We start from the raw sequence: 22,029 nt of genomic DNA, 5'->3' as shown, positions 1-22,029 counted from the left end.
CGAGCAAAGGGAGCGCCGGTGAGTCCGTCGTCGTCGCGTCGGACCGCTTCCGCAGTCAGTCGTCGCCTAGCGCGCGCGTCAGGGTCCTGACGCCGACGAACCGGGGGACGCGCTCGCAGTAATCATCGTAGGCGTCGCCGTATGTGTCGCGGAGCCAGGCTTCCTCGGCGAGCACTTGGAGGACGGTGAGGACGCCGAACGCGACGGCGAGCGCGCCGACGAGCGGGGAGTTCGCGAGGACGGCGTACGTCGCGAACAGGAGGACGTAGCCGACGTTCTGGGGGTTGCGGGTGTACCGGTAGAGACCGTCGGTCCGGAGCTCGTCCTCGCGCCCCTCGGTCGCGTCCTTGCCGAGGTCGACGGCGGACTTGCTGAGGACGGCGAACGCGATCAGAACCCCCACGGCGCCGACGGCGAGACGCCACGGAACCGCGAGCGGGCCGGCGTTCCAGTCGAGGACGCCGGTCGCGAACACCGCGGGCAGCAGCGGGCGGCTGAACCCGAGGTAGACGCGGCGCTTCCGGTCGTCGTCGCCCGCGGGCCAGAGCCGACGCTCGGGCGCGAGCAGGGAGACGGCCATCAGCGCCGAGAGCCCGAGGAGGCAGCCCGCCGCGACGGCGAACGCGACGAGTTCGAGCATCGGGTCCAGTTAGCAAAACGACACTTGTCAATCCGTCGGTCGGGCCAGTTTCGCGTCGAGGCGCGTTCGTCCGATAACTCCGGGGTCAGTCGCCGTCGCGGATCAGCATCACCTTCACCCGGCGCACGGCGTCGAAGTCGCGGAGCCGGTAGGTCAGTTCACGGACGCGCTCGGCGTCCCCGCGGCAGAACAGCGACTCGAGACACCACTCGCCCTGGTGGGTGTGGCTCGTGTTGAGGATCACGTCCTGATACTCGTGTTGGGCGCCGTGAAGCTCTCGGATGACCTCGTGGTGGCGGTAGTCGAAGCCGACGAGCGCGACGACCTCGCCGGAGGTGTCTTCGAGCCGCGAGTGCGACTCGACGAACTCCAGCATCGCCTCCCGCACCGCCCGCGACCGGTTTTCGATCCCCTCGTCTCGCCACGTCCGGTCGAACTCCTCGACCAGTTCGTCGGGGATGTTGAAACTCGTTCTCATTACCGCCTCGTCGGACCCGGGGACACAAGAGGGTCCGTATTACGATCCCCCTGATTCGGTACTAACAACCGCTAAACGGCCCCGCTCCCGACTCCCGCGCAACGATGCTCTCAAGCGAACTGTTCGGGCCGCTCGCGGGCGCGGTCCTCCTCGGCGCGGTCCACGGCGTCGAACCGGGCCACGGCTGGCCGGTCGCCGCCTCCTACGCGCTCGATCAGACCAACAAGTGGCTGTACGGGTTCGCCGCGAGCTTCATCATCGGGCTCGGCCACCTCGTCAGCAGCATCGCGATGGTCGCCGCGTTCTTCTACGCGAAGAGCTACTTCGATCTCACGCAGGTGAACGAACCGATCACGGTGCTCGGCGGCGTCCAGGTCGGCGGGCCGGTCAGCCTCGTCGCCGGCGTGCTGCTGATCGGACTCGGGGTCCGCGAGTACCGGCACGGGCACTCCCACGGGTCTCCGGGCGAGGACCACGAGCACGGTCACGACGAACACGAGCACGGTCACGACGAACACGAGCACGGTCACGAGGCGCATGATCACGACCACGACGCCGATCACGGCCACGATTCTACCGAGGACCGCGACGACCACGACCACACCCACGCTGAGCCGCACGACCACGACGACGGCGGACGATTCGCCCGACTGAAAGGCGCGCTCCCGTTGGTCGGCGGGCACTCTCACTCGCACGGCGGCTTCGACGAGAGCGCCGACCGGGGGCTCCTCGGCATCGCGTGGTTCGCGTTCGTCCTCGGGTTCGCCCACGAGGAGGAGTTCGAGATCATCGCGCTCTGTGCCGGCTCGAACTACTGCCTCGAACTGATGAGCGCCTACGCGCTGACGGTGATCGCGGGCATCGTCGGACTCACCATGCTGCTGATCGCGGGGTACCACCGCTCGCGGGAACGGGTCGAACGCTACACGCCGTACCTCCCCGCGTTCTCCGCGGCGGTTCTCATCGTCATGGGTCTCGGGTTCATCGCCGGGCTGTTCTGACCCGGCTGCGCCCTCGGGCACCGGCGGGGCGCGCGGCCGCCCCGCTCGGCCGATCGCTTTTGGTCCGTCCCGTCGAACCCCGGGTATGCCACGCGTCGACGAACTCGTCGCCTACCCGCTGAAGTCCTGTGACGGCGTCGCCGTCGACCGCGCCGCGATCGGTCCCGAGGGCGCGCTCCGCGGCGACCGCTCGTACGCGCTCGTCGAGGCCGGCGTCGACCCCGAGGCGGCCTCGGTGGGCGGTGGCGGCGGCTACGTGAACGGGAAGAGCGAGCCGGCGATCCACGGGCTCCGCGCCGAGTACGACCTCGCCGGGGCGACGGACGCGACGCCGACGGCCGTGACGCTCACGCGGCCGGAGACGGAGCGCGCCCCTGCCGAGGAGCGCACCTTCGCGCTCCCCGACGAGGGCGACGCCCTGGCCGACTGGGCCGGCGAGTATCTCGGGTACGACGTGGACCTCGTCCGGGACCCGGCGGGCGGCTTCCCCGACGACCGCGCCGCGCACGGCCCGACCGTCGTCTCGCGGGCGACGCTGGAGGCCGTCGCGTCGTGGTTCGATAGCGTCGCGGACGCGACGGAGATGCGCCGCCGGCTCCGCCCGAACGTCGTCTTGGGCGACTGCCCGGCCTTCTTCGAAGACCGGTTGTTCGCGGACCACGGGGAGGGCGTCCGCGTCGCGGTCGGGGAGACGGAGCTGATCGGCGTCAACCCGTGTCAGCGCTGCGTCGTCCCCTCTCGCGACCCGGACACGGGGGCCGAGATCGAGGGATTCCGCGAGACGTTCGTCCGGAAGCGCCGCGAGACGTTACCGGAGTGGACCGACGGCGACCGCTTCGACCACGACTTCAGGCTGATGGTCAACACCGTCGTCGAGGAGCGCGCGTGGGGGGACGCCCTCGCCGCGGGCGACGCGGTCTCGGCCGAGGATGTCGTCGCCGTCGACGAGAACGGGACGCCCGTCGCGGACGGCGATTCCGCGGCCGAGTGATCGGGCGACGGCGTCGGAGAAGGGAGCAGAGGGCGGGCGGAGGACGGTGCCGCGCGGGGCCGCCTCAGCGACCGCCGTCGGTCATCGCGACCGGCTCGTCCGCGTCGGCGTCGGCTGTCTCTTCCGCGTCGGACTCCCCGCTCGTCGCGGGGTCGAACGCCGTGTCGGTGACGCCGAACTGGGTCCAGAGGGTGGCGACGACGACCGCGTACGCGACAAGGTCGTAGTGGACCGCGCCCTCGAGTCCGGTGAACGCGGTGAGCGTGCTGTAGCCGTAGAGGGCGACGACGCTCCCGACGAACGCGACCTCGTTGGTGAACTCGCCGTCCCGTACCGCCGCGACCGCGCGGCGGATCGTGGGGCCGCAGGCGACGAGGAACGCGAGCCCGGAGAGCGCGCCGAGGTTGATGAAGAAGTGCGTCGTCATCTGCGAGTCGAGGATCGACTGGAGGTACTGGACGGTGACGGGGTCGTAGAACAGCCACTCGACCCGGGTCGGGTACAACACCGCGACGTACGGCGTCGCGACCATCAGCCCGAACAGGACCGCGACCGCGACGCGGGCCGACGCGAACTGCGAGGCGCGCCGCGCCTCGAACGCGTCGTCGCCGGGCGCGACGACCAGCCCGCACGATTCGAGCACGTCCCGGACCGCCCCGCGCGACAGCGACGGTTCGTGGTGGACGCCGACCGTCCCGTTGCGCCGCGTCGCGGAGGCGTCGCTGACGCCGTCGACGTCGCGGAGGACCGCCTCAAGCAGTCCCTCGCGGCGGTCGCTGTCGATCCCCTCGACCGAGAACGTGTCGTGGTCGTGGTCCTCCGGAACCCGGGCGACCCGCGGCCCCGAGCCGCCGGCGTCGCCGGGAGCCGTCTCATCCCTCGGCGGGTTCACCGCCCCCGGTCCCCCGGGCGCGTCGATTCCCCGTTCGCGGACCACGGCGTCGAGCGGTGTCTCGCCGCCGCGGTGGTCACGGTCTGACATGAGAGATACCTACGGTTACAGGAGCTTCAAACTTCCCCCCGCGTCGCGGTTCCGAATCCGGCGCGTCCCGCCGTCAGGCGTTGACCGACTCGAGGTAGGAGCTCACGATCATCTGGCCCTTGCGCGTGAGGGTCGTCCCGCTCTCGCCGTCGGCCACGAGGCCGGCCTCGCGCAGCGTGTCGAGGATCATCGACGTCTGGGCGACGTCGCCGGTGACGATGTCCGCGATGTTCGCCTCGCCGCCCGCCGAGTAGATGGAGACGAGGATCTCCAGCTGCTCTTCGGTCGGGTCGAACGAGTCGAGGTCCTCCATCGCCTCGTCGTACTCGATCTTGATGTACCGGCCGAGGATGTTGAGCGCCCGCTCGTTCGGCACGGTCGTGATCGACGTGACCGTCCGGTCGTCGCCGTCGACGTGGCGGAAGACGAGCGCCGGCCGCTTCGTGCCGCCGAGGGTGCGGTCGGTGCGCTCGTAGTCGATCACCGCGGAGAGGTTGACGGTGAACGGCTCCGGGCAGTTCCCGAACCGGATCTCGCCGGGCGACACCGACACCGAGGCGCGGTGGTCGCCCGCGTCCGTGACGCGGCCGCCGACCTTCGCCGGGTGCCGCACCGTGACGGTCACGTTCCGCAACAGCGTCTTGAACAGCAGCCGGACGAACTTGTCCATGTCCTCGGGTTCGCCCTCGACTAACGCCGAGCGACGCGACCCGTCGCGCTCGTACGCGACGGTGATGCTGTCGTTGAAAAACGAGCGCAGGTCACCGGGAACGCTCCCGACGACGACGTCGAACACGCGCGAGAGGGGGACCGTCTCCTTCCCGTCGTCAGTCGCGAGGACCAGTCGTCGCTGGCTCAACAGCACGCGACCCGTCACCGGTTCGTCGGTCGTCAGGCTCCCCGCGTGAACGCGGCCCACGAAGTCGGCGACGACGGACTCCTCCATCGGTACCGAGTAAGCGCCGTACGCTATTTATTGTTACTCACGCCGTATCAGTCGTGATAACAGACTGTCACGGGAGCGGTCGGGGCCGATAGAGGCGCGGCGGGACGCGGCGGCCCGTCCGAAACCCGCCGGAATCGCCGCGGTCGGTCGAACGTGTTCGGTCTCGCGGCGTCACCCGCGGGGGTCGACAGACGGGGAACAGCAAAGCCTAATGACGTGGGCTCCAAACCAAGAAATGATGCCCACAGTAGAATACCTCAACTACGAAGTGCTCGACGACCACGGTTGGTCGATGGACGACGACGACCTCTTCCAGGAGGCCGCCGACGCCGACCTCGACGACGAGGACTACGGTACCCTCGAAGTCAACCAGGGCGAGTACATCCTCGAATCCGCCGAGGCGCAGGGCTACGACTGGCCCTTCTCGTGCCGCGCCGGCGCGTGCGCGAACTGCGCGTCCATCGTCAAGAAAGGCGACATCGACATGGACATGCAGCAGATCCTCTCCGACGAGGAGGTCGAGGAGAAGAACGTCCGGCTCACCTGTATCGGCAGCCCGGCCACCGACGAGGTCAAGATCGTCTACAACGCGAAACACCTCGATTACCTGCAGAACCGCGTCATCTGATCGGTCCTCGCTCGCTGCGGTAGTGGACCGCTCTCACGCGGGACCGCGGCGGTCGCGGCCCTCGCACTTCTCTCGGCTTCGCCCCGATCAGCCGCCGCTCCGCCCTCGTCTCTCCGTCTCGCCCGAACAGGTTCGGGCGAATTTCGCGGCCGTGAGAACGCGCGAAACCCCGTTCGGGGGACCGTCCGTACGGGGGGTATGGTCGAGAAGACGGACCGAAGCGAGGACGCGAACGGGCCTCGGTCGGCCGACGGCCGCCGGTTCGAGGTGTTCGTCCGCGAGGAGGAGTCGGACCCGCTCCGCCACGTCGGCACGGTCGCCGCGCCGACGCCGGGCGTCGCCCACGAGGAGGCGAGCAAGCTCTTCGCGTGGTACGCCCGCGACGTGTGGGTGTGTCCGGCCGCGGAGGTGTCCCGGTACTCCGCGGAGTCGCTCGCGGACGACGGGGGCGGGGCGTCAGGGGACCCGGAGGCGTCCGCCGACGCCGACGAGCCGCGCGTCTACGAGGAGACCGAGGGGACGCCGACCGCCTCCGGCGGCGGGGCGCCGGCGGCCGACGCGGCCGAGGACGCGGAGGGGTCGCGATGATCTCCGTCAGCAAGCTGCTGTGCGGACTCGACGCCGAGAGCGACGGCCTCCGCTACGACGCGGCCGACGGCTCGAAGAAGCCGCAGATCACGGAGGAGAAACAGCGGCGTCCGGTCGTCGTCTGGAACACCACGAAGCGCTGTAACCTCTACTGCGAGCACTGCTACGCGGGCGCCGACACCGAGGGCGCCCCGAACGAGCTGTCGACCGCGGAGGGGAAGGCGCTCATCGACGACCTCGCGGCGTTCGGCGTCCCGGTCATCCTGTTCTCCGGCGGCGAGCCCCTCGTCCGCGAGGACCTCCCCGAACTGATCGAATACGCCGACGACAGCGGGATCCGTCCGGTGCTCTCGACGAACGGCACCCTCCTCACCCGCGAGCGCGCCCGCGAACTGAAGGAGGCGGGGCTCAAGTACGCCGGCGTCTCGGTCGACGGCCTCCCCGAGCGCAACGACCGGATCCGCGGCGAGGAGGGCGCGTTCGACGCCGCGGTCCGCGGCATCGAGGCCTGCCTCGACGTCGGTCTCAAGACCGGACTGCGGTACACGATCACCGAGCATAACGTCGACGACCTCGCGGGCGTCGTCGACCTGCTCACCGACGTGGGCGTCGACCGATTCTGCTTTTACCACCTCGATTACGGCGGTCGCGGCGCCGACATCTCGGACGTCGACCTCTCGCCCGAGGCGACGCGGCAGGCGGTGACCGACCTCTGTGACCTCACCCGCGAGTACCACGAACAGGGCGAGGAGATAGAGACGCTGCTCGTCGGCAACTACGCCGACGCGGGCCACCTCGTCGAGTACGCCGACCGCGAGATGGGGACCGACCGCGCTCGGCTCATCTACCGGTACCTTCAGCGCAACGGCGGCGACCCGACCGGCGAGCGGGTCGCGGACGTCGACCCCGTCGGCAACGTCCACCTCACGCAGTTCTGGCAGGGGTACTCGCCGGGCAACGTCCGCGACCGCTCGTTCGGCGCCATCTGGTCCGACGAGTCGAACCCGCTCCTCTCCGGGCTCCGCGAGCGAGAGGAGCGCCTCTCCGGCCGTTGCGCCGACTGCGCGTACCAGTCGATCTGCCGGGGCGGCTCCCGGCTCCGCGCCCTCTCGGCGCACGGCGACCCGTTCGCTCCCGACCCGAAGTGCTACCTCACGGAGGCTGAGCGCGACGGCGAGGAGGCGCTCGCGCGCGTCGACGGGGCGGACCGGTCCGCGCCCGCCGACGACTGAGCCGCGTTCGGACGGCGGATCACTCCCGATCCCCGTCCTTCCCCTCGGACTCCCGGTCCGGCGTCCCGGGATCCCCGCCCGGCGTCCCGGACTCCCCGCCAGTCCCGTACTTCGCGGAGAAGCGCTCCGCGGGCACCTCCCCGCGGGCGACGCCGATCGCGTCGCGCACGAGTTCGACGGTGACGTCGTCTCGCACCGGTTCGGGGACCGGCCGGTCTTCGTCGCTCATGCGCGAGGCAAGCGCCCGGCGCCCCCTCTGCCTCCCGCTTTACCTGTGTATCGCTTCAAGGGGACTCACGGTCACCGCTCGGCGTCGTCGAAGATGTCCGTCACCAGCTTCGCCTGTGCGGTGCGGAGCCGCTGGGAGAGCGCGGACTTGCTGATGTCTAGCTCGTCGGCCAGGTCGCTCAGGCGCACGTCGCGGTCGTCGTCGAAGTAGCCGCGGACGACCGCGAGCTCGAGGCCGCGGCGCTGTTTCGGGGTCAGCGCGGAGAGGTCGAACGTGACCTGCTCGGTCGCGTTCGGTCCCTTGACGACCGCGAGCCGGACGAGCCGCACCCGGTCGACGACCCCGCGAAGCTCCTCGACCAGACCGCGGACGGCGGCCCGGTCGTCGACGTACGCCGTCACGAGTATCGTCCCGTCCTCGACGCGTCGGAAGTGGGGCGCGCAGCCGAGTCGGCCGAACGCGTGACAGAGGCAGTCCTCGTCGACCTCGCCGGTCCCGCGGCGCACCTCCCCGTCGGGGGTCGTCACGTCGACGACGCACTCCTCGCCGGCCGCGTTGACCGCCACGTCGGCGGCCTCGTCGGCCTCGGTGACGATCGGACAGCCGCCGTCGGCGGCCGGGTCGACGTCGAGGTCGACCCGCAGGCGGCGGCTCCCGTCGGCGCCGGCGGCGTCGGACATACCGATCGCTACGGAGGGTGCCCGTTTTATCCTTCGGCGCATTCCCGGGATCCGGCGCACCGGTCCGGGGGGTTCAGAAAAAGCGAGTGGGAGCGGGGGAACGCGGCCGCTCGTCGCGTCAGTCCTCGGACTCGGGGGCGGCCTCCTCGGCCGCCGGCTCGTCGGCTCCGCCGGAGTCGCCGCCGCTCTCGCCCTCCTCGGAGCGCGCGGCGACCAGCGCGCCGCTGGCGACGCTGTACATCGGCTCGTCGGCGGAGCGCACGCCGCTGATCGAGAACGGGATGTTCGCGTCCGCGAGGTGGTCCGCGAACAGGTCCTCGAAGCCGTTCGGGCTGGAGGTGCCGCCGGTGACGACGACGGGCACGTCGAGGCCCTCCTCGACGTCCTCCTCGTCCACCTCGCGGGTGATGTTCTCGATGACGTAGTCGAGCAGGTTCTCGTAGTAGATGGCGAGCGCGCCCTCGACGCCGCCCACGTCGGTGCGGAAGTCGAGTTCGAAGTCGTCCTCCTTGATGCTCGTCACCTTGTCGACCGGCGTCCCGGTCGCCTGCGAGGTCTGCTCGTCGATCCAGTCGCCCCCGCGGGCGATGGAGAACTTCATCACGGGCACCGCGTAGTAGGCGAGACAGACGTTCGTCATCCCCGCGCCGAAGGAGATGCCGAGACCGGTGAAGTTGTTGTCGGCCAGTTCGGAGTAGATGACCGCCATCCCCTCGTTGATCGGCTCGGGGTCGTACCCCATGTCACCGAGCATCGATTCGAGCGTCTTCTCGTGGTACAGCGTCGTCAGCCCGGAGTCGATCGGGTCCGCGGGGCTGGAGTAGAACAGCCGCTCGTTCGGCTTCGACGGCTCCCCGACCACCTGCTCGGTGATGAGCTTGATCATCGGGATGGCCGACGCCTCCTCGCTGGAGAGGATGCCGTGTTGCATCGGTCGCCGGGTCTCCTTGTTGAAGATGTTCGCGAAGTTCAGGGCGTCGTCGCCCACGACGTACACCTTGTCGTCTTTCCGGATGTGGAGGACCTCGCTGCGGGAGAGCATCTGTTCGGCCATGTCGCTGTACTCGATCTCGACGAACGAGTTCCGCTGCTGTACGAACACCGTCTCCGCGCCTTCCTGTCGTCCGGAGAGGATGTTCATCGTGCCGACGTCCAGGCCTTTAGCCATACGCGAGTATTTCATTTCGCACGTGATAAACGTTCGTGGCAGACGCGCCGAGCGACGCCCGAGGCGGCGGGAACACGTTCGGGACGCGGCGCGAACCGACCGGGCGCGGACGGACGGACCCTCTCCGGCCGACCGGGCGCGGTCCGTCCTCCGCCCGATCCCGCACCGTTTATTCCTCGGGGGCGGGAGTACGCGGACGACGTGCGAGACACGCTCCGCGGTATCGTCGAACTCGCGCGCCTCGGCAACTGCGTCGCCGCCGGGGCCCTCACGGCGACCGGCGCGTTCGTCGCGGGCGCGGGCGACGCCCTCCTCCCGACCGCGCTCGCGGCCGTCACCACCGCCTTCGCGGTCGCCGCGGGCAACGCGATCAACGACTACTTCGACCGCGACGTCGACGCTGTCAACCGCCCCGACCGCCCCATCCCGCGCGGCGCCGTCTCGCCGCGGGGCGCGCTCGCGACCGCCGCGGTCTGGTTCGCGGTCGCGGTGGCGGCCGCGGTCAGCCTCCCCCTGCTCGCGGTCGCCATCGCCGCGGTGAACCTCGTCGCCTTGGTCACCTACACGAGCCTCTTCAAGGGAACGCCCGGACTCGGGAACGCCTTAGTCGCCTACCTCGTCGGCTCGACGTTCCTGTTCGGCGGGGCCGCGGTCGGGAACCCCCGCGCCGTCCTCGTCCTCGCCGCCCTCGCCGGCCTCTCGACGTTCACCCGCGAGGTGATCAAAGACGTCGAGGACGTGGCCGGCGACCGCGAGGCCGGCCTCACCACGCTCCCCATCGAGGTCGGTCGGCGCCGCGCGCTGTGGATCGGCGCGGCCGCCCTCGTCATTGCCGTCGCCGTCAGCCCGCTGCCGTACCTCTCCGGGACGCTCGGCGCGGCGTACCTCGCGGTCGTGGCGGTCGCTGACGCGGTCATGCTGTACGCGACCCACGAGAGCTTCGCCGACCCCGCCGCCGCGCAGCGCCGGTTCAAGTACGGCACGTTCCTCGCGGCCGCGGCGTTCGTCGTCGGGCGAATCGTCGTGGTCGCGTGAGGCGAGCGCGCGAGGTGTGGCCCGACGGTCGACCGAGGGAGCCAGGGACAGACGGCCGGCCGAGGGAGGCGCGGCCGTCGCTTTCGGACGCGAGATAAAAAACGGTCGCGGTTCGAATCGACGCTCGACGACGGACGGTCAGGTGACGGTCACGCGACGTTGAAGCCCTTGTCGCGGAGGAAGTCCTCCACGCGACCCGAGTGGTTCCCCTGAAGTTCGATGGCGCCGTCCTCGACGGTGCCGCCGCAGGCGAATTTCGACTTGAGATCCGACGAGAGGGAGCTCATGTCGACGTCTTTCGGGTCGAATCCTTCGATGACCGTTACCTCCTTACCGTACCTGCGCTCGTCGATGCGGATGCTGATCTGCTGGGACTCCTTCGCGACGTCCTCGCAGACGCAGAGTTCCTGGGGCAGTCCGCACGTCGAGCAGACTTCCGACATTACAGCCCGAATCTACAGGACGCCCGTATTAAATAGTGTCGGGAGACCCCCCGATCAGCGGACGAACCGGCCGACGAGCGGCGCTCGTTCGAGCGCGAGCCGCCGGACCGCCCGCCGGGCCTCGTCGGCCTCGTCGCGGGTTATCGTCCCGGCGTACGCGGCGCGCTCGTAGGCGGCCGCGACGGTCTCGACCCGCTCGTCCGCGCCGAGCGTCCGGAGCGCGTCGACGTAGCGCCGCGGCGTCTCGCCCGGTCGCCGCTCGCGGTACCGCCCGGCGAGCAGCCGTTCGAGGTCCGCGAACGCCCGCTCGGCGTCCGCGGCCGGGTCGCGCCGCCGACGCGGGAGCACCGGTCCGATCCGCCGGCTCGCGCGGTCGGTCAGTCCGGACCGCCGGGCGCCCGCGACCCCGAGCGCGACGACGAGCAGCCAGTACACCGCGGTCTCGGCGCTCGGAGTCGGGAGGAGCCCACCGCCGCCGTCGCCGTCGCCGGGATCGCCCGACTCGGCGCTCGGTCCGACGCCCTCCGCCTCCGCGCCTTCGAGGCGCGAGATATCGACCGACGAGTCGTCCGTCGACCCGTTCGTCTCGTTCGAACTCCCGGTCTCCGGATCGGTCGAGTCGTTCCCGCCCGCGTCGGGGGCGTCGTCGCCGTCGGTGGGGTCGGGGCTGCCGGTTCTGGGGCCGGCTTCGAGCGTCTGGTTCGGCGTGGACGACTCGGTGTCGACGTCCTCCGTCCCGTCGGCGCGCGCCTCCGCGAGCCGGGCGTCCCGGGCCTCGTCGCGGGGGTCGGACGGGGTCGGGTCGAACGCCACCCACCCCTGGTCCGGCACGTAGACAGACACCCACGCGTGGGCGTTCTGTCCCCGGACGACGTACTCGTCGTCGCCCACCTGCTGTCCCGGGGTGTACCCGGTCTCGAAGCGGGTCGGGATCCCCTGCGACCGGAGCATCGCCGCCATCGTCGTCGCGAAGTACACGCAGTAGCCGGCGTCCATCTCGAAGAGGAACGCGTCCGCGATGTCGCCCTCGGGCCGCTCGACGGTCAGCGAGTACTCGTACTCCGAGCGCAGGTACGCCTCGACCGCGGCCGCCCGCTCGTACGGCGAGTCGGCGTCCGCCGCCGCCGTTATCTCCTCGGTCCGCTCGCCGATCCGGTCGGGCGTGCTCTCCGGGAGCTGCGTGTACCGGTCCTCGATGGCCGTCGGGTAGTCGGTGCTCGCGTTCCGGAGTTCGGCCGGGTCCGCGTCGAGCACGCGGCTCTCCACGGTCGCCTCCTCGCCCGGTTCGAGCGGCTCCGCGAGCCGGAGGCTGCCGCGCTCGTCCAGCTCGACCCCCCCGTCGTCCGGCGCGGACGCGGTCGTCGGCTTCCACGGCGCCGGCAGCGCGGTCGACTCCGTCTCCGCGGTGACCGAGACCGAGACGGACTCGCTCGACCCGGGGGGGCCGGAAAGCGAGCCGCCGAGCGCCGACCGCTCCCCGGTCCTGACCCAGCCGTCACCGGTGTAGGTGTCGTAGGCGCCCGTGTGCCAGTTCCGCTCGACCGGGCTCTCGATCGTGTACCGCACCTCCGGGGAGAGCCGCGTGGAGCCGATCACCTCCAGCTCGTCGTCGCCGCTCAGGCTCGACTCCAGCGTCGCCGTCCCGCGGTCCAGCCCCAGCGGCGCCGCCGCGCCCGCCGGGATCACGGTGACGGTCGCGCTCGCGACAACCATCGCCGCGACCACCACCGCGAACGTGCCGGCGTGCCCGCGGCGGCGCCCCGGCGTCGACAGCGTCGAGAGGCCGACGGCGAGCGCCAGCCCGACGACGCCCGCGACCGCCGCGCCGGTGTTCGCGTCGCCGGTGAGCACGAGGAAGCCGAGGGTCCCGCCGGCGACGCTCGCGGCCGCGACGTGTCGCCCGCGCCCGGCGAAGTAGCCGACGAGGAACGTCGGCACCGGCGCCACTGCGAGCACCCACACGTCCGCGAGCGCCAGCCGCAGCACGGAGAGCCCGGTCGACAGCGCGAGGACGTCTAAGGCGACGCTCCGGACCGTGAACAGCGCGCGCTGGCTCTCGGGGACCGCGAGCAGATAGCCTGACAGCCCGGCGACGAGGACCGCGCCGGCGAGCCACAGCGCGGTCCGCTCGCGGACGACCCGCGCCAGCGCGACCCCGCCGACCCCCGCGACCGCGAGGACGGCGGCGGTCCGGCCCGTCCCGCCGACGACGTTCGTCACCCGGAGGAACACGGCGAGGTACGCCGCGGCCGCGACCGCGACGCCGACGACCGCCGGGTCGGTCGCCCGCCGGCCGCTTCCGCCCGGTTCGCTCGGGGGGCGACCCGTCCCGACCGACGAGTCGGGGCTCACGACGGCGTCACCTCCCGGCGGTCCGTCGCCTCGTCGGGCGGGTCCGAGTCGGAGCCGCCGCGCGCGGCGCCGTCCTCTGTCGCCTCGCGGCGCAGGGTAGCGAACTCGACCGAGCGGTCGCCGGTCCGGAACCGAGCGTCGCTCGCGCCGGCGACGATCGTCACGTCGGCGTCGTCGCCGGCCACCGCCCCCGGACCGGTCCGCGCGGCGAGTTCGAGCACCTCGCGCCGGCCGCGACCCCCGGGCGACGCCGAGACGCCGCCGGCGGGCAGCCGCACGTCGACCGGAACGCCGTCGTCGAGCAGCGCCAGCGCGAGGCTGACGGTCGCCCGCGCGAGCTCGTCGGCCGCCGCGGCGTCCGGGGAACGGTCGCCGGCCTCGCCGTCGCCGGTTCCGAACCCCGCGACCTCGTCGCCGCCGCTGACGTCCGTCCCGCCGGCGATCGACGCCCGGTTCCTCGCGGTCTCGGCCGCGAACTCCTTGACGACGATCTCGTCGCGCTTGGCGGTCGTCGCCCAGTGGACGTCGCGGACCGCGTCGCCGCGGGTGTACTCGCGCAGCCGGTCGAACTCCTCGCGCTCCCGGCTCACGTCGACCGCGTCGACCGCGTGTAGCGCCCGGCGGAACCGGGCCGGGATCGGGTCGCGGGGCGGGTACACCGTCACCGCGGCGGTCTCGTCGACGACCATCTCGCGCTCGAAGAGGCCGAACACGTCGGTGACGGTGAGGTCGATCGGCCCGAGGGTCCGCTCGCCGCGCCGGCGATACGTCACCGGGTACGAGACCGGCTCCGTCCCGACCGACGCTCGGATCGGCGCCGTCGGCCCGTCGAGTCCCTCGTCGACGCGGGGACGGACGTCAGCGAGGAACGAGCGCGAGCCGGCGCCGCCGCCGTCCCCCGTCGCGCCGGACCCGAACTCCAAGCGCACGTCTCGCGTCTCTCCGACGAAGCCGTCGGGAGGCGTCACGTGGCGGACCGCGGGGACGTCGACGCGCGACACCTGAACGTAGCCGGCGGCGAGCGCGATGGCCACCGGGAGCACGACCGCGTCGAGCGCGCGCCCCCCGGCGACGACCGCGCTGACGGCCGCGACGAGCCCGACGAGGGCGGCGACGCGTCCCCGGCGGGTGAGTGCGGTCGTCATCGGCGCGCGGGACGCGTCGGCGTCTCGGTCATCACTCCACCCGGATCCGGTCGAGCGCGTCCTCGACGACGTCGGCGCCGTCGGTCCCGCCCGACTCGGTTCGGATCCGATGCGAGAGCACGGTCGGCGCCTCGGCCTGAACGTCGTCCGGGACCACGTACCCGCGGCCGTCGAGCGCGGCGCGGGCCTGTGACGCCCGTATCAGCGCGAGGCTCCCGCGCGGGCTCGCCCCGAGCTTGGCGTTCCGACGGGTGTACACCGCGAGCCGGGCCACGTACTCCCGGACCGCCTCGGAGGCCTCGATCTCTCCGACGATCGCCCGGGCGCGCCGCACGTCGGCTATCGTCGCCACCGGCTCGACCGAGTCGACCGGGTGGTCGCCGGCGAGCCGCCCGAGGATCGCGGCCTCCTCCTCTGTGTCCGGGTAGCCGAGCCGGATCTTCTTCGTGAAGCGGTCGACCTCCGCCACCGGTAGCTCGTACGTCTGCCCCGGCTCCACGTCGTTCTGGGTCGCGATCACGCAGAACGGGTCCGGCAGGTCGCGGGTCGTCCCGTCGGTGGTCACCTGACTTTCCTCCATCGCCTCCAACAGCGCCGACTGCGTCTTCGGCGGGGCGCGGTTGATCTCGTCGCCCAGCACGACGTTCGCGAACACCGGACCGGGCTGGAAGTCGAACTCGTCTGTCCGGCGGTTGAACACGTTGACGCCGGTGACGTCGGAGGGAAGGAGGTCCGGCGTGAACTGGACGCGCTTGAACGAGCCGTCGATCGAGCGCGCGACCGACTTCGCGAGCGTCGTCTTCCCGACGCCGGGCACGTCCTCGACGAGGAGGTGGCCGCGCGCCAGCACGGTGACGAGGACGTGCTCGACCGCGTCGCGCTTGCCCACGATCACGTCCTCGACCTCGGCCACGATCCGGTCCGCGAGCGCGGCGACGTCCGCCGGGGTCTCGGGTTCGACCGCCGCGGCGGTCCCGGCCGTCTCTCCCGTCGGGTCTCCCTCGCCGTCGACCGATTCCGCGGGACCCGATCCGATCGGTCCCGGCTCCCCGGGGTCCGTCATGACCGGCCGGTCTCGTCCGGGTCGGTTCCCCGTCCGGACGCGACCGTGCGAATGCTCCCCGTGATCATCGATATGGCACGGCTAAGGCGAGCAACGTCATATGCGTTCCGCCGGCGGTGGTCCGTTCGTCGCGGCCGATCCCGACGTCTCGGCGCCGACCGCGGAACGCGCGATCCCCGCTCGGGGCGGAACGCGCGATCCCTATTCCGGCTGGGACTCGCCCGCGCGACTACGACTCCCTGACGTTGCGGCCGACGGCGTCCCCGAACGACGCCGCGCCGGTCGCGGGGTCGCGCTCGTAGACGACCTCGCCGCGGACGAGCGTGACCTCCGGGAAGACGCCGCGGAGGCCCTCGAAGGGGGTCCACGCGCAGGTGCTGTGGAGCGCCGCGGCCTCGATCTCGCGGGGGTCGGCCGTGTCGACGAGGACGAGGTCGGCGTCGTACCCCTCCGCGACCCGCCCCTTCCGGTCGAGCCCGAAGATTTCGGCGGGGTTCGCGGCGACGACGTCGCGGACGCGTTCGAGCGACAGTTCGCCCTTCCGGACCGATTCGAGCAGCAGCGGGTACAGCGTCTCGACGCCGGGGACCCCGCTGGGGGCGTCGACGAGGCCCCGCCGCTTCTCCGCGACCGCGTGCGGCGCGTGGTCGGTCGCGACCACGTCGACGTCGCCCGCCGCGAGCCGCGCGAACAGCGCCTCGCGGCGCTCCTCCGACCGCAGCGGCGGGTTCATCCGCCCGAACGTCCCCAGCGACCGCGCCCGCTCGCGCGAGAGGTACAGGTGGTGGGGCGTCACCTCGCAGGTGACCCGCGGGGCGGCGCCGTCGGTTCCGCTCCCGTCGCCGGCGGCCCCTTCCGACCCGTCCTCGCGCGCCTCGACCACGGCGTCGACCGCCTCCGGCGTCGAGGTGTGCGCGACGTGAACCTGCGCGTCGCGGTCCGCCGCCGTCGCGAGCGCGCGCTCGACCGCGGCGACCTCCGCGTCGGCCGTCCGGTAGGCCGACCACGCGTCCGCGGTCGCGGCGGTGCCGATCCCGCCGAGGTCGCCGTCGAGCGCGGACTCGTCGAACAGCGTCGCGTCCTCGGCGTGGACGGTGACCGGGACGCCGCGGGCCGCGGCCTCGTCGAGGGCGTCCGCGAACAGGTCGGCGTCGATCCCCATGTCGCCGGTGGAGTCAGCGAGGAACACCTCCCCGAGCGCGAACAGCGGGCGGTCGAAGAGGCTCTCGGGGTCCCAGTCGGGAGTCACGCCGCCGTTGATCCCGTAGTCGACGAGCGAGTCGACCGCGAGTTCGGCCTTCTCGTCGAACGCCGCGCCGTCGACGGTCGGCGGCGAGGTGTTCGGCTGGTCGACGACGGTCGTGACGCCGCCCGCGGCCGCGCTCTCTGACCCCGAGGCCCACGTCTCCTTGTGGCTGCCGCCCGGCTCGCGGAAGTGGACGTGGACGTCGACCGCGCCGGGCAGGAGGTGTCTGCCGCGGGCCTCGACGACGCGCTCGCCGGCGTCGGCGCCCAGCCCCTCCGCGACCGCGTCGATCCGCCCGTCGCCGCCGATGCGCACGTCTCGAACCCGGTCGTCGGCCAGCGTCGCGCCCGTGATGAGCATGTTGTCGGCCGGTCGCGGCGCGAGGGATAAACGCTGGCGGTTCCGGCCGTCGGGCGCGTCGCGGTTGCGATTCTCGAGTCCGGCGCGTCGCGGTCGCGCTCGCCGTCGGAATGGCGCTGCCGGGCGGGTATTGAGAGAAACCGTCGGTTACTGCGCTCCCCCGGCCCGGGAACTCCCGCGAGCGCCCGATACGTGTCTCCTAACTAAAGTGGAGAGGGTCGTGCGGTCGAGCATGAGCCTTACTCAGGCGATTCACGGCGGAGTGATGGCTACGCCCCTCCAGTTCGGCGGGGGTCTGATCGAACTGGCGGTCCTCTTCCTCGTCCTCGCCGTCATCGCGGCGGTCGCCGGCGCCAGCGGGGTCGCCGGGCTGAGCATGAACATCGCGAAGTGGCTCGTCATCATCTTCGTCGTGCTCGCGGTCGTCACGTTCGTCCTCTAAGCGGGGTCGATCGGTCGACGACCGGAGGCTCCGTCTCGGCTTTCGGGGTCCCTGCCTCAGTTTTTGGGGTCCCTGCCTCAGTTTTCGGGGCCCCTGTCTCGGCTTTCGATTCGACGCGGCGACGCGACAGACGGAACAGACCGTAACGTTTTGTTGATTTGCGCGACAACTACTCGGGCATGCTCCCCGCACCCTTCCGGCTGTTCTTCGTCGCCGTCCCCCTCCTCGTCGGCGCGGGCGCGCTGGCGATGGCGGCGTTCCCCCGGCGGCTGACGGCGTGGCAGGCGCGCTCGCCAGACGGCTCGACACAGCGGATCGAACCGAGCGACACGCGGATCCTTATGATGCGCGTGATGGGTGTCGTCGTCGCCGCGCTCGCGCTGCTCATGGTGTTCGCGAACTTCGCCTTTATCCCCTGAGGCGGCGCGCGCGACGCGTCGTGGCCCGTCGCCCGAGCTACCGCGTCAACCGTTGCCGACGCTCCGATACGGTTTTGGGTCGCCCCGCGGAACTCCCGACAAATGCTGTCTCGACAGTTCGTCCGGGAGAACCCCGAGGTCGTCCGCGAGGCGCTCGAAAACAAGGGCGTCGACGTCGACCTCGACCGGATACTCGACGTCGACGAGGAGTGGCGGGAGCTGAAACAGCGCGGCGACGACCTGCGCCACGAGCGCAACGAGGTCTCCTCGAAGATCGGCGAGTTGAAGCAGGCCGGCGAAGAGGAGGCGGCACAGGAAGCGATAGAGCGCTCGGGGGAGCTCAAATCGGAGCTTCAAGAGATCGAGGAGCGCGCCGAGGAGCTGGAGGCCGAACTGGAGGAGTCGCTGCTCGAACTCCCGCAGATCCCCCAAGACTCCGTGCCGGTCGGGGAAGACGAGTCCGAGAACGTCGAGGTGCGCCGCGAGGGGTTCGACGGCCTCCGGGACCTCCCCGGAGACGTGGAGCCGCACTACGACTTGGGCGAGGACCTCGAGATACTCGACTTCGAGCGCGGCGCGAAGGTCGCCGGCGGGGGCTTCTACGTCGCGAAGGGCGACGGCGCGCGGCTGGAGCACGCGCTGATACAGTTCATGCTCGACGTGCACCGCGAGCAGGGGTACGAGGACGTGTTCCCGCCGATACCGGTCAACTCGGCGTCGATGCGCGGCACCGGGCAGCTCCCGAAGTTCACCGAGGACGCCTACCGCGTCGAGGGGACGAACGAGGACGACTACGACGACGACGACCTCTGGCTGCTCCCGACCGCGGAGGTGCCCGTCACGAACCTCCACCGCGACGAGATCCTGCTGGGCGAGGACCTCCCCCTGAAGTATCAGGCGTACACGCCGAACTTCCGGCAGGAGGCGGGCGAGCACGGCACCGAGACGCGCGGCATCGTCCGCGTCCACCAGTTCAACAAGGTGGAGATGGTGAACTTCGTCCGGCCCGAGGAGAGCGACGAGCGCTTCGAGGGGCTGGTCGACGAGGCCGAGGAGGTGCTCCGGCGGCTCGAACTTCCCTACCGCATCTTAGAGATGTGCACCGGCGATCTGGGGTTCACGCAGGCGAAGAAGTACGACGTCGAGGTGTGGGCGCCCGCCGACGACATGGACGAGGGCCCCGAACGGGGCGGCCGCTGGCTTGAGGTCTCCTCCGTCTCGAACTTCGAGGACTTTCAGGCGCGCCGCGCCGGGATTCGGTACCGCGAGGAGCACCACGAGTCCGCGGAGTACCTCCACACCCTGAACGGCTCGGGGCTGGCGGTGCCGCGGATCGTCGTCGCCATCTTGGAGTACTACCAGAACGACGACGGCACCGTCACCGTCCCCGAGGCGCTGCGCCCGTACATGGGCGGGACGGAGGTCATCGAGGGCCACGACGCGGTCGGGGAGTCGAAGCTGGGCGGGGAGTAACATCCACCCACGGCTGAAGCCGTGGGTTCCCTCCTTGCTTATCGGTAGGAGCGAGCGCGTACAATCGATTGCTTATAAATCTGCCAACTCGTCAGCGAGCGACTCGCCGTCGTCGAGTAGCTCTTTCGAGGTGCGAACGGCCTCCGCGTCCTGTCGACCGACAGATTCGGCGAGCGCGTCGAAGCGGATGGTTTCGCTGAGGTACAGGCTAACGACCATCTCGCGTGCGTGTTCTCCTGTTCCCATCTCGGTTATCTCTCACTACAACGCGTTTTTGTCTCCTGTGGGGTAGACCGATCCCGCTAGACCGCCGCACGCGTCGCTACTGGTTCTCTAAGGCGTCGAGGATACACGCGGCCGCGACCACCGCTTCCTTCGGCACGTCGCTCGCGTCGTCGACGGTGACCGTGTAGGCGTCGCGCATCGAGAACTGCCCCTCGATGTCCCCGACGTGGCCGCCGGCGGCGTCGAATATCTCGTACTTGTTCGGGATCAGGTTCGCGGCACCGACGAGGTGGCGCAGCCCCGACAGCAGCTTGTTCTTCGACTGAATCGTCGCCAGCGCCTCGCCGGTGTCGGGGTCGCGGACCGTCCAGTTCTCGACGAGCAGCGAGTAGTCCTCGTCCAAGACGACGACCTCCTCGCCCGTGCCGGCGTCGACGATGGCGTAGTTGCCCGCGATGTCCATGATTCCGCCCGCCTTCACGGAGAAGGCGTCCTCGCCGTCGCCGGTGACGAACGGGAACTCCTCTTTCAACTTGAACAGCTTCTGTTTCCCGCGGAGGATCACGTCGCCGGCGCCGTCGCGGACTGCGTACTTGTTCCGGACCAGCGACTGTTTGACCTCGTACCGGTCGTCGCTGAGGTCGACGGTCGAGATGTCGTACGCGCTCGACTCGGCGTCTGAGGTGGAGGGAAACGGCATGGACGCGACGACGGCGAGCGGTCAAAAAAGGCTTCTGTTCGTCTTCGATAGGGGACTCAGGGCGTCAGCCGGTCGACTGAGAGCCACTCGACGTCGGCGTCGAGGAACGCGTCGGCGTCGGCGCCGGGGTGCCCGTCCCCGACCGCGGTCAGCGCGAAGGCCATCTCCTTGCGGACGCCGCCCGCGAGGCGCACGTCGAGCGAGAGTTCGCGCGGGGAGAACTCGTGGTCCGGTCCCACCACGCGCACGAGGTGCTCGGAGTGCGGCAGGTCGTCGACCGTCTCCACGTCGAGGTACGTCCGGAAGTCGGCGCCGAACTTGAAGCCGGTCTTCGGCACCGCGTCGGCGGCGCGGAGGCGCCGGTAGACGGCGAGTCGGCGGTCGAAGCGCTCGCCCTCCACGTCGCGGCCGCGGGCGACGATCCGGGCGGCCGCGCCGGCCGGCGCGTCGCCCGCGTCTCGGTCGTCGTCCGCGTTCCCGCCGCCCACCGACGCCGACAGCGAGAGCCGGCCGTCCGCGGCCAGCGACGCGGCCTCGACGAGCGAGAGCTGGAGCGCGCCCTCGACGTCGGCGGCCCGGCCCGTGAGCGGGCGGCCGTAGAAGCCGCGCTCGTAGAGCCCCTCGGGGGCGTCCCAGACGACGACGCGGTCCGCGAGGAGCACGCCCGCGAGCGACCCCGGCGGCTCGTAGCCGGTCGCGCCGTCGATCCTGCCGCCCTCGGCCGCGAAGTAGGTGATGTCGGACTCCTCGTCGACGACCGCGAGGGTGCGTCCCGCGAGCCCCGCCGCCGCCACCGACTCGCGCTCGCCGACGACCTGGATCGGGTACTTCACGTTGCCCGTATCCGGCGTCTCGCCGCGCTCGTAGGCGACGAAGTCGACCGCGTCGCTCGGCGCGTCGCTCCCGCCCGGCCACGGCTCGCGGGCGGGCGAGAGGTAGAAGCCGCGGTCGCGGAGGTCGGAGTAGACGAGGAAGCGGACCGCGAAGCGGTCGGCCGCGGCCGCGCTCGCGACGAAGAAGCGCTCGAAGCCGACGGGGTCGGCGTCGATCTCGTCGGCGTCGCCGCCGAGTTCGATCCCCGAGAGGTCGCCGCGGAACAGCAGGTGGGCGGCCTCGACCCGCGAGAGTGCGATCTCGTTGCCGTCGAGCGGTCGCCCGTACCCCCGGGCGTCGTAGAAGCGCTGGCGGGCGTCCCCGCCGACGCGGACCGCGTCGCCCCGCAGGTGGCCGGTCGGTTGCATACCCGTGGGGCCGGGCGGCCGAGGGAAGGGGGTTGCGGTCGGTACTGGCGATACAGTGGTGTCTCTGATCGGGAAGGAAGTCGTTTATAAGTGGAGGCCGGTGTTGCCGTCGACTATTTATAAACAATCGGTGACGCTGCGACGAACACCTCCAAAGCCCCAGCCGGGAGGGCCGCGCACGCTCGCTGTCGTTCGAGACGCCGAAGGCGTCTCGTGATGTCGTCAGAACGCGAAGCGTTCTGACTGCTAGCCGGAAATCAAAGATTTCCGGCGATGACGAAACGGCGAAGCTCTCTCGAACCACGCTCCTCGGTCGCTCACT

The 22,029-nt window shown here is 71.0% G+C and carries 24 protein-coding genes; 9 read left to right on the top strand and 15 right to left on the bottom strand.

What is annotated here, in order from left to right:
- Positions 1 to 55: 55 nt before the first annotated feature.
- Positions 56 to 640 (bottom strand): isoprenylcysteine carboxylmethyltransferase family protein, encoded by a 585-nt coding sequence (locus tag KI388_RS09620; protein ID WP_215086428.1) that lies wholly within the window; start codon positions 638 to 640, stop codon positions 56 to 58.
- Positions 641 to 725: 85 nt separating this feature from the next.
- Entirely contained in the window at positions 726 to 1,118 is a 393-nt protein-coding gene (locus KI388_RS09615) for a CopG family ribbon-helix-helix protein (RefSeq protein ID WP_215086427.1), read from the bottom strand.
- Between the two features lie 104 nt (positions 1,119 to 1,222).
- On the opposite strand from KI388_RS09615, the gene KI388_RS09610 reads away from it, so the two are divergent.
- The gene (locus KI388_RS09610; protein ID WP_215086426.1) at positions 1,223 to 2,119 is read left to right on the top strand and encodes a hypothetical protein; all 897 of its coding nucleotides are present in this window, start codon (positions 1,223 to 1,225) and stop codon (positions 2,117 to 2,119) included.
- Between the two features lie 85 nt (positions 2,120 to 2,204).
- Positions 2,205 to 3,110: an MOSC N-terminal beta barrel domain-containing protein gene (locus KI388_RS09605; protein WP_215086425.1), complete on the top strand. Its 906-nt coding sequence runs from the start codon at positions 2,205 to 2,207 to the stop codon at positions 3,108 to 3,110.
- A 64-nt stretch (positions 3,111 to 3,174) separates the two neighbouring features.
- Here KI388_RS09605 and KI388_RS09600 read toward each other — a convergent pair whose 3' ends face one another.
- Positions 3,175 to 4,092 (bottom strand): hypothetical protein, encoded by a 918-nt coding sequence (locus tag KI388_RS09600; RefSeq protein ID WP_215086424.1) that lies wholly within the window; start codon positions 4,090 to 4,092, stop codon positions 3,175 to 3,177.
- A 73-nt stretch (positions 4,093 to 4,165) separates the two neighbouring features.
- Positions 4,166 to 5,038 carry a CheF family chemotaxis protein gene (locus KI388_RS09595; protein WP_215086423.1) on the bottom strand — a complete coding sequence of 291 codons (873 nt, stop codon included), beginning with the start codon at positions 5,036 to 5,038 and terminating at the stop codon, positions 4,166 to 4,168.
- A 238-nt stretch (positions 5,039 to 5,276) separates the two neighbouring features.
- Here KI388_RS09595 and fer point away from each other — a divergent pair, with 238 nt between their 5' ends.
- The 3 genes from fer (at position 5,277) to KI388_RS09580 (ending at position 7,486) form a co-directional block, all read left to right on the top strand.
- Positions 5,277 to 5,666 (top strand): ferredoxin Fer, encoded by a 390-nt coding sequence (fer, locus tag KI388_RS09590; RefSeq protein WP_215086422.1) that lies wholly within the window; start codon positions 5,277 to 5,279, stop codon positions 5,664 to 5,666.
- A 198-nt stretch (positions 5,667 to 5,864) separates the two neighbouring features.
- Entirely contained in the window at positions 5,865 to 6,254 is a 390-nt protein-coding gene (locus KI388_RS09585) for an Htur_1727 family rSAM-partnered candidate RiPP (RefSeq protein WP_215086421.1), read from the top strand.
- The gene (locus KI388_RS09580) at positions 6,251 to 7,486 is read left to right on the top strand and encodes a TIGR04347 family pseudo-SAM/SPASM protein (protein WP_215086420.1); all 1,236 of its coding nucleotides are present in this window, start codon (positions 6,251 to 6,253) and stop codon (positions 7,484 to 7,486) included. Before KI388_RS09585 ends, KI388_RS09580 begins: the two co-directional genes overlap by 4 nt.
- A gap of 19 nt (positions 7,487 to 7,505) precedes the next feature.
- Here the strand turns inward: KI388_RS09580 and KI388_RS09575 are convergent, their stop codons facing one another.
- From KI388_RS09575 to KI388_RS09565, 3 genes are all read right to left on the bottom strand, one after another.
- Complete coding sequence (locus KI388_RS09575; RefSeq protein WP_215086419.1) at positions 7,506 to 7,715, bottom strand: hypothetical protein; 210 nt, start codon at positions 7,713 to 7,715, stop codon at positions 7,506 to 7,508.
- 71 nt (positions 7,716 to 7,786) lie between these two features.
- Entirely contained in the window at positions 7,787 to 8,395 is a 609-nt protein-coding gene (locus KI388_RS09570) for a helix-turn-helix domain-containing protein (protein WP_215086418.1), read from the bottom strand.
- A 118-nt stretch (positions 8,396 to 8,513) separates the two neighbouring features.
- Positions 8,514 to 9,563 carry a hypothetical protein gene (locus tag KI388_RS09565; protein WP_215086417.1) on the bottom strand — a complete coding sequence of 350 codons (1,050 nt, stop codon included), beginning with the start codon at positions 9,561 to 9,563 and terminating at the stop codon, positions 8,514 to 8,516.
- Between the two features lie 201 nt (positions 9,564 to 9,764).
- On the opposite strand from KI388_RS09565, the gene KI388_RS09560 reads away from it, so the two are divergent.
- Positions 9,765 to 10,598, top strand: coding sequence for a geranylgeranylglycerol-phosphate geranylgeranyltransferase (locus KI388_RS09560; protein WP_215086416.1), 834 nt, complete (start codon positions 9,765 to 9,767; stop codon positions 10,596 to 10,598).
- Between the two features lie 149 nt (positions 10,599 to 10,747).
- Here the strand turns inward: KI388_RS09560 and yciH are convergent, their stop codons facing one another.
- The 5 genes from yciH to KI388_RS09535 all read right to left on the bottom strand — a co-directional run bounded on the left by yciH (position 10,748) and on the right by KI388_RS09535 (position 17,207).
- The gene (yciH, locus tag KI388_RS09555) at positions 10,748 to 11,041 is read right to left on the bottom strand and encodes a stress response translation initiation inhibitor YciH (protein ID WP_004046732.1); all 294 of its coding nucleotides are present in this window, start codon (positions 11,039 to 11,041) and stop codon (positions 10,748 to 10,750) included.
- Positions 11,042 to 11,095: 54 nt separating this feature from the next.
- Entirely contained in the window at positions 11,096 to 13,393 is a 2,298-nt protein-coding gene (locus tag KI388_RS09550) for a transglutaminaseTgpA domain-containing protein (protein ID WP_215086415.1), read from the bottom strand.
- Positions 13,390 to 14,538, bottom strand: a complete 1,149-nt coding sequence (locus KI388_RS09545) for a DUF58 domain-containing protein (protein WP_215086414.1) — start codon at positions 14,536 to 14,538, stop codon at positions 13,390 to 13,392. Before KI388_RS09545 ends, KI388_RS09550 begins: the two co-directional genes overlap by 4 nt.
- 31 nt (positions 14,539 to 14,569) lie before the next feature.
- Entirely contained in the window at positions 14,570 to 15,601 is a 1,032-nt protein-coding gene (locus KI388_RS09540; protein WP_215086413.1) for a MoxR family ATPase, read from the bottom strand.
- Between the two features lie 229 nt (positions 15,602 to 15,830).
- A complete protein-coding gene (locus tag KI388_RS09535) occupies positions 15,831 to 17,207 on the bottom strand; it encodes a dihydroorotase (protein WP_215086412.1) in 1,377 nt (458 codons plus the stop codon).
- 232 nt (positions 17,208 to 17,439) lie between these two features.
- On the opposite strand from KI388_RS09535, the gene KI388_RS09530 reads away from it, so the two are divergent.
- The 3 genes from KI388_RS09530 (at position 17,440) to serS (ending at position 19,541) form a co-directional block, all read left to right on the top strand.
- Positions 17,440 to 17,649 carry a DUF1328 family protein gene (locus KI388_RS09530; RefSeq protein WP_215086411.1) on the top strand — a complete coding sequence of 70 codons (210 nt, stop codon included), beginning with the start codon at positions 17,440 to 17,442 and terminating at the stop codon, positions 17,647 to 17,649.
- Between the two features lie 179 nt (positions 17,650 to 17,828).
- Positions 17,829 to 18,068 carry a hypothetical protein gene (locus tag KI388_RS09525; RefSeq protein WP_215086410.1) on the top strand — a complete coding sequence of 80 codons (240 nt, stop codon included), beginning with the start codon at positions 17,829 to 17,831 and terminating at the stop codon, positions 18,066 to 18,068.
- Between the two features lie 102 nt (positions 18,069 to 18,170).
- Positions 18,171 to 19,541 carry a serine--tRNA ligase gene (gene serS / locus KI388_RS09520; RefSeq protein WP_215086409.1) on the top strand — a complete coding sequence of 457 codons (1,371 nt, stop codon included), beginning with the start codon at positions 18,171 to 18,173 and terminating at the stop codon, positions 19,539 to 19,541.
- 72 nt (positions 19,542 to 19,613) lie between these two features.
- On the opposite strand, the gene KI388_RS09515 is transcribed toward serS, so the two are convergent.
- From KI388_RS09515 to KI388_RS09505, 3 genes are all read right to left on the bottom strand, one after another.
- Positions 19,614 to 19,760, bottom strand: coding sequence for a hypothetical protein (locus KI388_RS09515; RefSeq protein ID WP_215088809.1), 147 nt, complete (start codon positions 19,758 to 19,760; stop codon positions 19,614 to 19,616).
- A 103-nt stretch (positions 19,761 to 19,863) separates the two neighbouring features.
- Positions 19,864 to 20,466, bottom strand: coding sequence for a hypothetical protein (locus KI388_RS09510; protein ID WP_215086408.1), 603 nt, complete (start codon positions 20,464 to 20,466; stop codon positions 19,864 to 19,866).
- Between the two features lie 56 nt (positions 20,467 to 20,522).
- Positions 20,523 to 21,707 carry a tRNA-intron lyase gene (locus tag KI388_RS09505; protein WP_215086407.1) on the bottom strand — a complete coding sequence of 395 codons (1,185 nt, stop codon included), beginning with the start codon at positions 21,705 to 21,707 and terminating at the stop codon, positions 20,523 to 20,525.
- Between the last annotated feature and the right edge of the window lie 322 nt (positions 21,708 to 22,029).

The sequence above is a fragment of the Halorubrum sp. 2020YC2 genome (genome assembly GCF_018623055.1).
Taxonomy (GTDB): Archaea; Halobacteriota; Halobacteria; order Halobacteriales; family Haloferacaceae; genus Halorubrum.
Note: the sequence above shows the minus strand (reverse complement) of the source record. Positions and strands in the feature narration are given on the sequence as shown.

What these genes read in the sequence shown, in the direction of transcription:
- KI388_RS09620 (WP_215086428.1), bottom strand. Translation starts at nt 640, where the DNA reads ATGCTCGAACTCGTCGCGTTCGCCGTCGCGGCGGGCTGCCTCCTCGGG.
- KI388_RS09615 (WP_215086427.1), bottom strand. Translation starts at nt 1,118, where the DNA reads ATGAGAACGAGTTTCAACATCCCCGACGAACTGGTCGAGGAGTTCGAC.
- KI388_RS09610 (WP_215086426.1), top strand. Translation starts at nt 1,223, where the DNA reads ATGCTCTCAAGCGAACTGTTCGGGCCGCTCGCGGGCGCGGTCCTCCTC.
- KI388_RS09605 (WP_215086425.1), top strand. Translation starts at nt 2,205, where the DNA reads ATGCCACGCGTCGACGAACTCGTCGCCTACCCGCTGAAGTCCTGTGAC.
- KI388_RS09600 (WP_215086424.1), bottom strand. Translation starts at nt 4,092, where the DNA reads ATGTCAGACCGTGACCACCGCGGCGGCGAGACACCGCTCGACGCCGTG.
- KI388_RS09595 (WP_215086423.1), bottom strand. Translation starts at nt 5,038, where the DNA reads ATGGAGGAGTCCGTCGTCGCCGACTTCGTGGGCCGCGTTCACGCGGGG.
- fer (WP_215086422.1), top strand. Translation starts at nt 5,277, where the DNA reads ATGCCCACAGTAGAATACCTCAACTACGAAGTGCTCGACGACCACGGT.
- KI388_RS09585 (WP_215086421.1), top strand. Translation starts at nt 5,865, where the DNA reads ATGGTCGAGAAGACGGACCGAAGCGAGGACGCGAACGGGCCTCGGTCG.
- KI388_RS09580 (WP_215086420.1), top strand. Translation starts at nt 6,251, where the DNA reads ATGATCTCCGTCAGCAAGCTGCTGTGCGGACTCGACGCCGAGAGCGAC.
- KI388_RS09575 (WP_215086419.1), bottom strand. Translation starts at nt 7,715, where the DNA reads ATGAGCGACGAAGACCGGCCGGTCCCCGAACCGGTGCGAGACGACGTC.
- KI388_RS09570 (WP_215086418.1), bottom strand. Translation starts at nt 8,395, where the DNA reads ATGTCCGACGCCGCCGGCGCCGACGGGAGCCGCCGCCTGCGGGTCGAC.
- KI388_RS09565 (WP_215086417.1), bottom strand. Translation starts at nt 9,563, where the DNA reads ATGGCTAAAGGCCTGGACGTCGGCACGATGAACATCCTCTCCGGACGA.
- yciH (WP_004046732.1), bottom strand. Translation starts at nt 11,041, where the DNA reads ATGTCGGAAGTCTGCTCGACGTGCGGACTGCCCCAGGAACTCTGCGTC.
- KI388_RS09545 (WP_215086414.1), bottom strand. Translation starts at nt 14,538, where the DNA reads ATGACGACCGCACTCACCCGCCGGGGACGCGTCGCCGCCCTCGTCGGG.
- KI388_RS09540 (WP_215086413.1), bottom strand. Translation starts at nt 15,601, where the DNA reads ATGACGGACCCCGGGGAGCCGGGACCGATCGGATCGGGTCCCGCGGAA.
- KI388_RS09535 (WP_215086412.1), bottom strand. Translation starts at nt 17,207, where the DNA reads ATGCTCATCACGGGCGCGACGCTGGCCGACGACCGGGTTCGAGACGTG.
- KI388_RS09530 (WP_215086411.1), top strand. Translation starts at nt 17,440, where the DNA reads ATGAGCCTTACTCAGGCGATTCACGGCGGAGTGATGGCTACGCCCCTC.
- KI388_RS09525 (WP_215086410.1), top strand. Translation starts at nt 17,829, where the DNA reads ATGCTCCCCGCACCCTTCCGGCTGTTCTTCGTCGCCGTCCCCCTCCTC.
- serS (WP_215086409.1), top strand. Translation starts at nt 18,171, where the DNA reads ATGCTGTCTCGACAGTTCGTCCGGGAGAACCCCGAGGTCGTCCGCGAG.
- KI388_RS09515 (WP_215088809.1), bottom strand. Translation starts at nt 19,760, where the DNA reads ATGGTCGTTAGCCTGTACCTCAGCGAAACCATCCGCTTCGACGCGCTC.
- KI388_RS09510 (WP_215086408.1), bottom strand. Translation starts at nt 20,466, where the DNA reads ATGCCGTTTCCCTCCACCTCAGACGCCGAGTCGAGCGCGTACGACATC.
- KI388_RS09505 (WP_215086407.1), bottom strand. Translation starts at nt 21,707, where the DNA reads ATGCAACCGACCGGCCACCTGCGGGGCGACGCGGTCCGCGTCGGCGGG.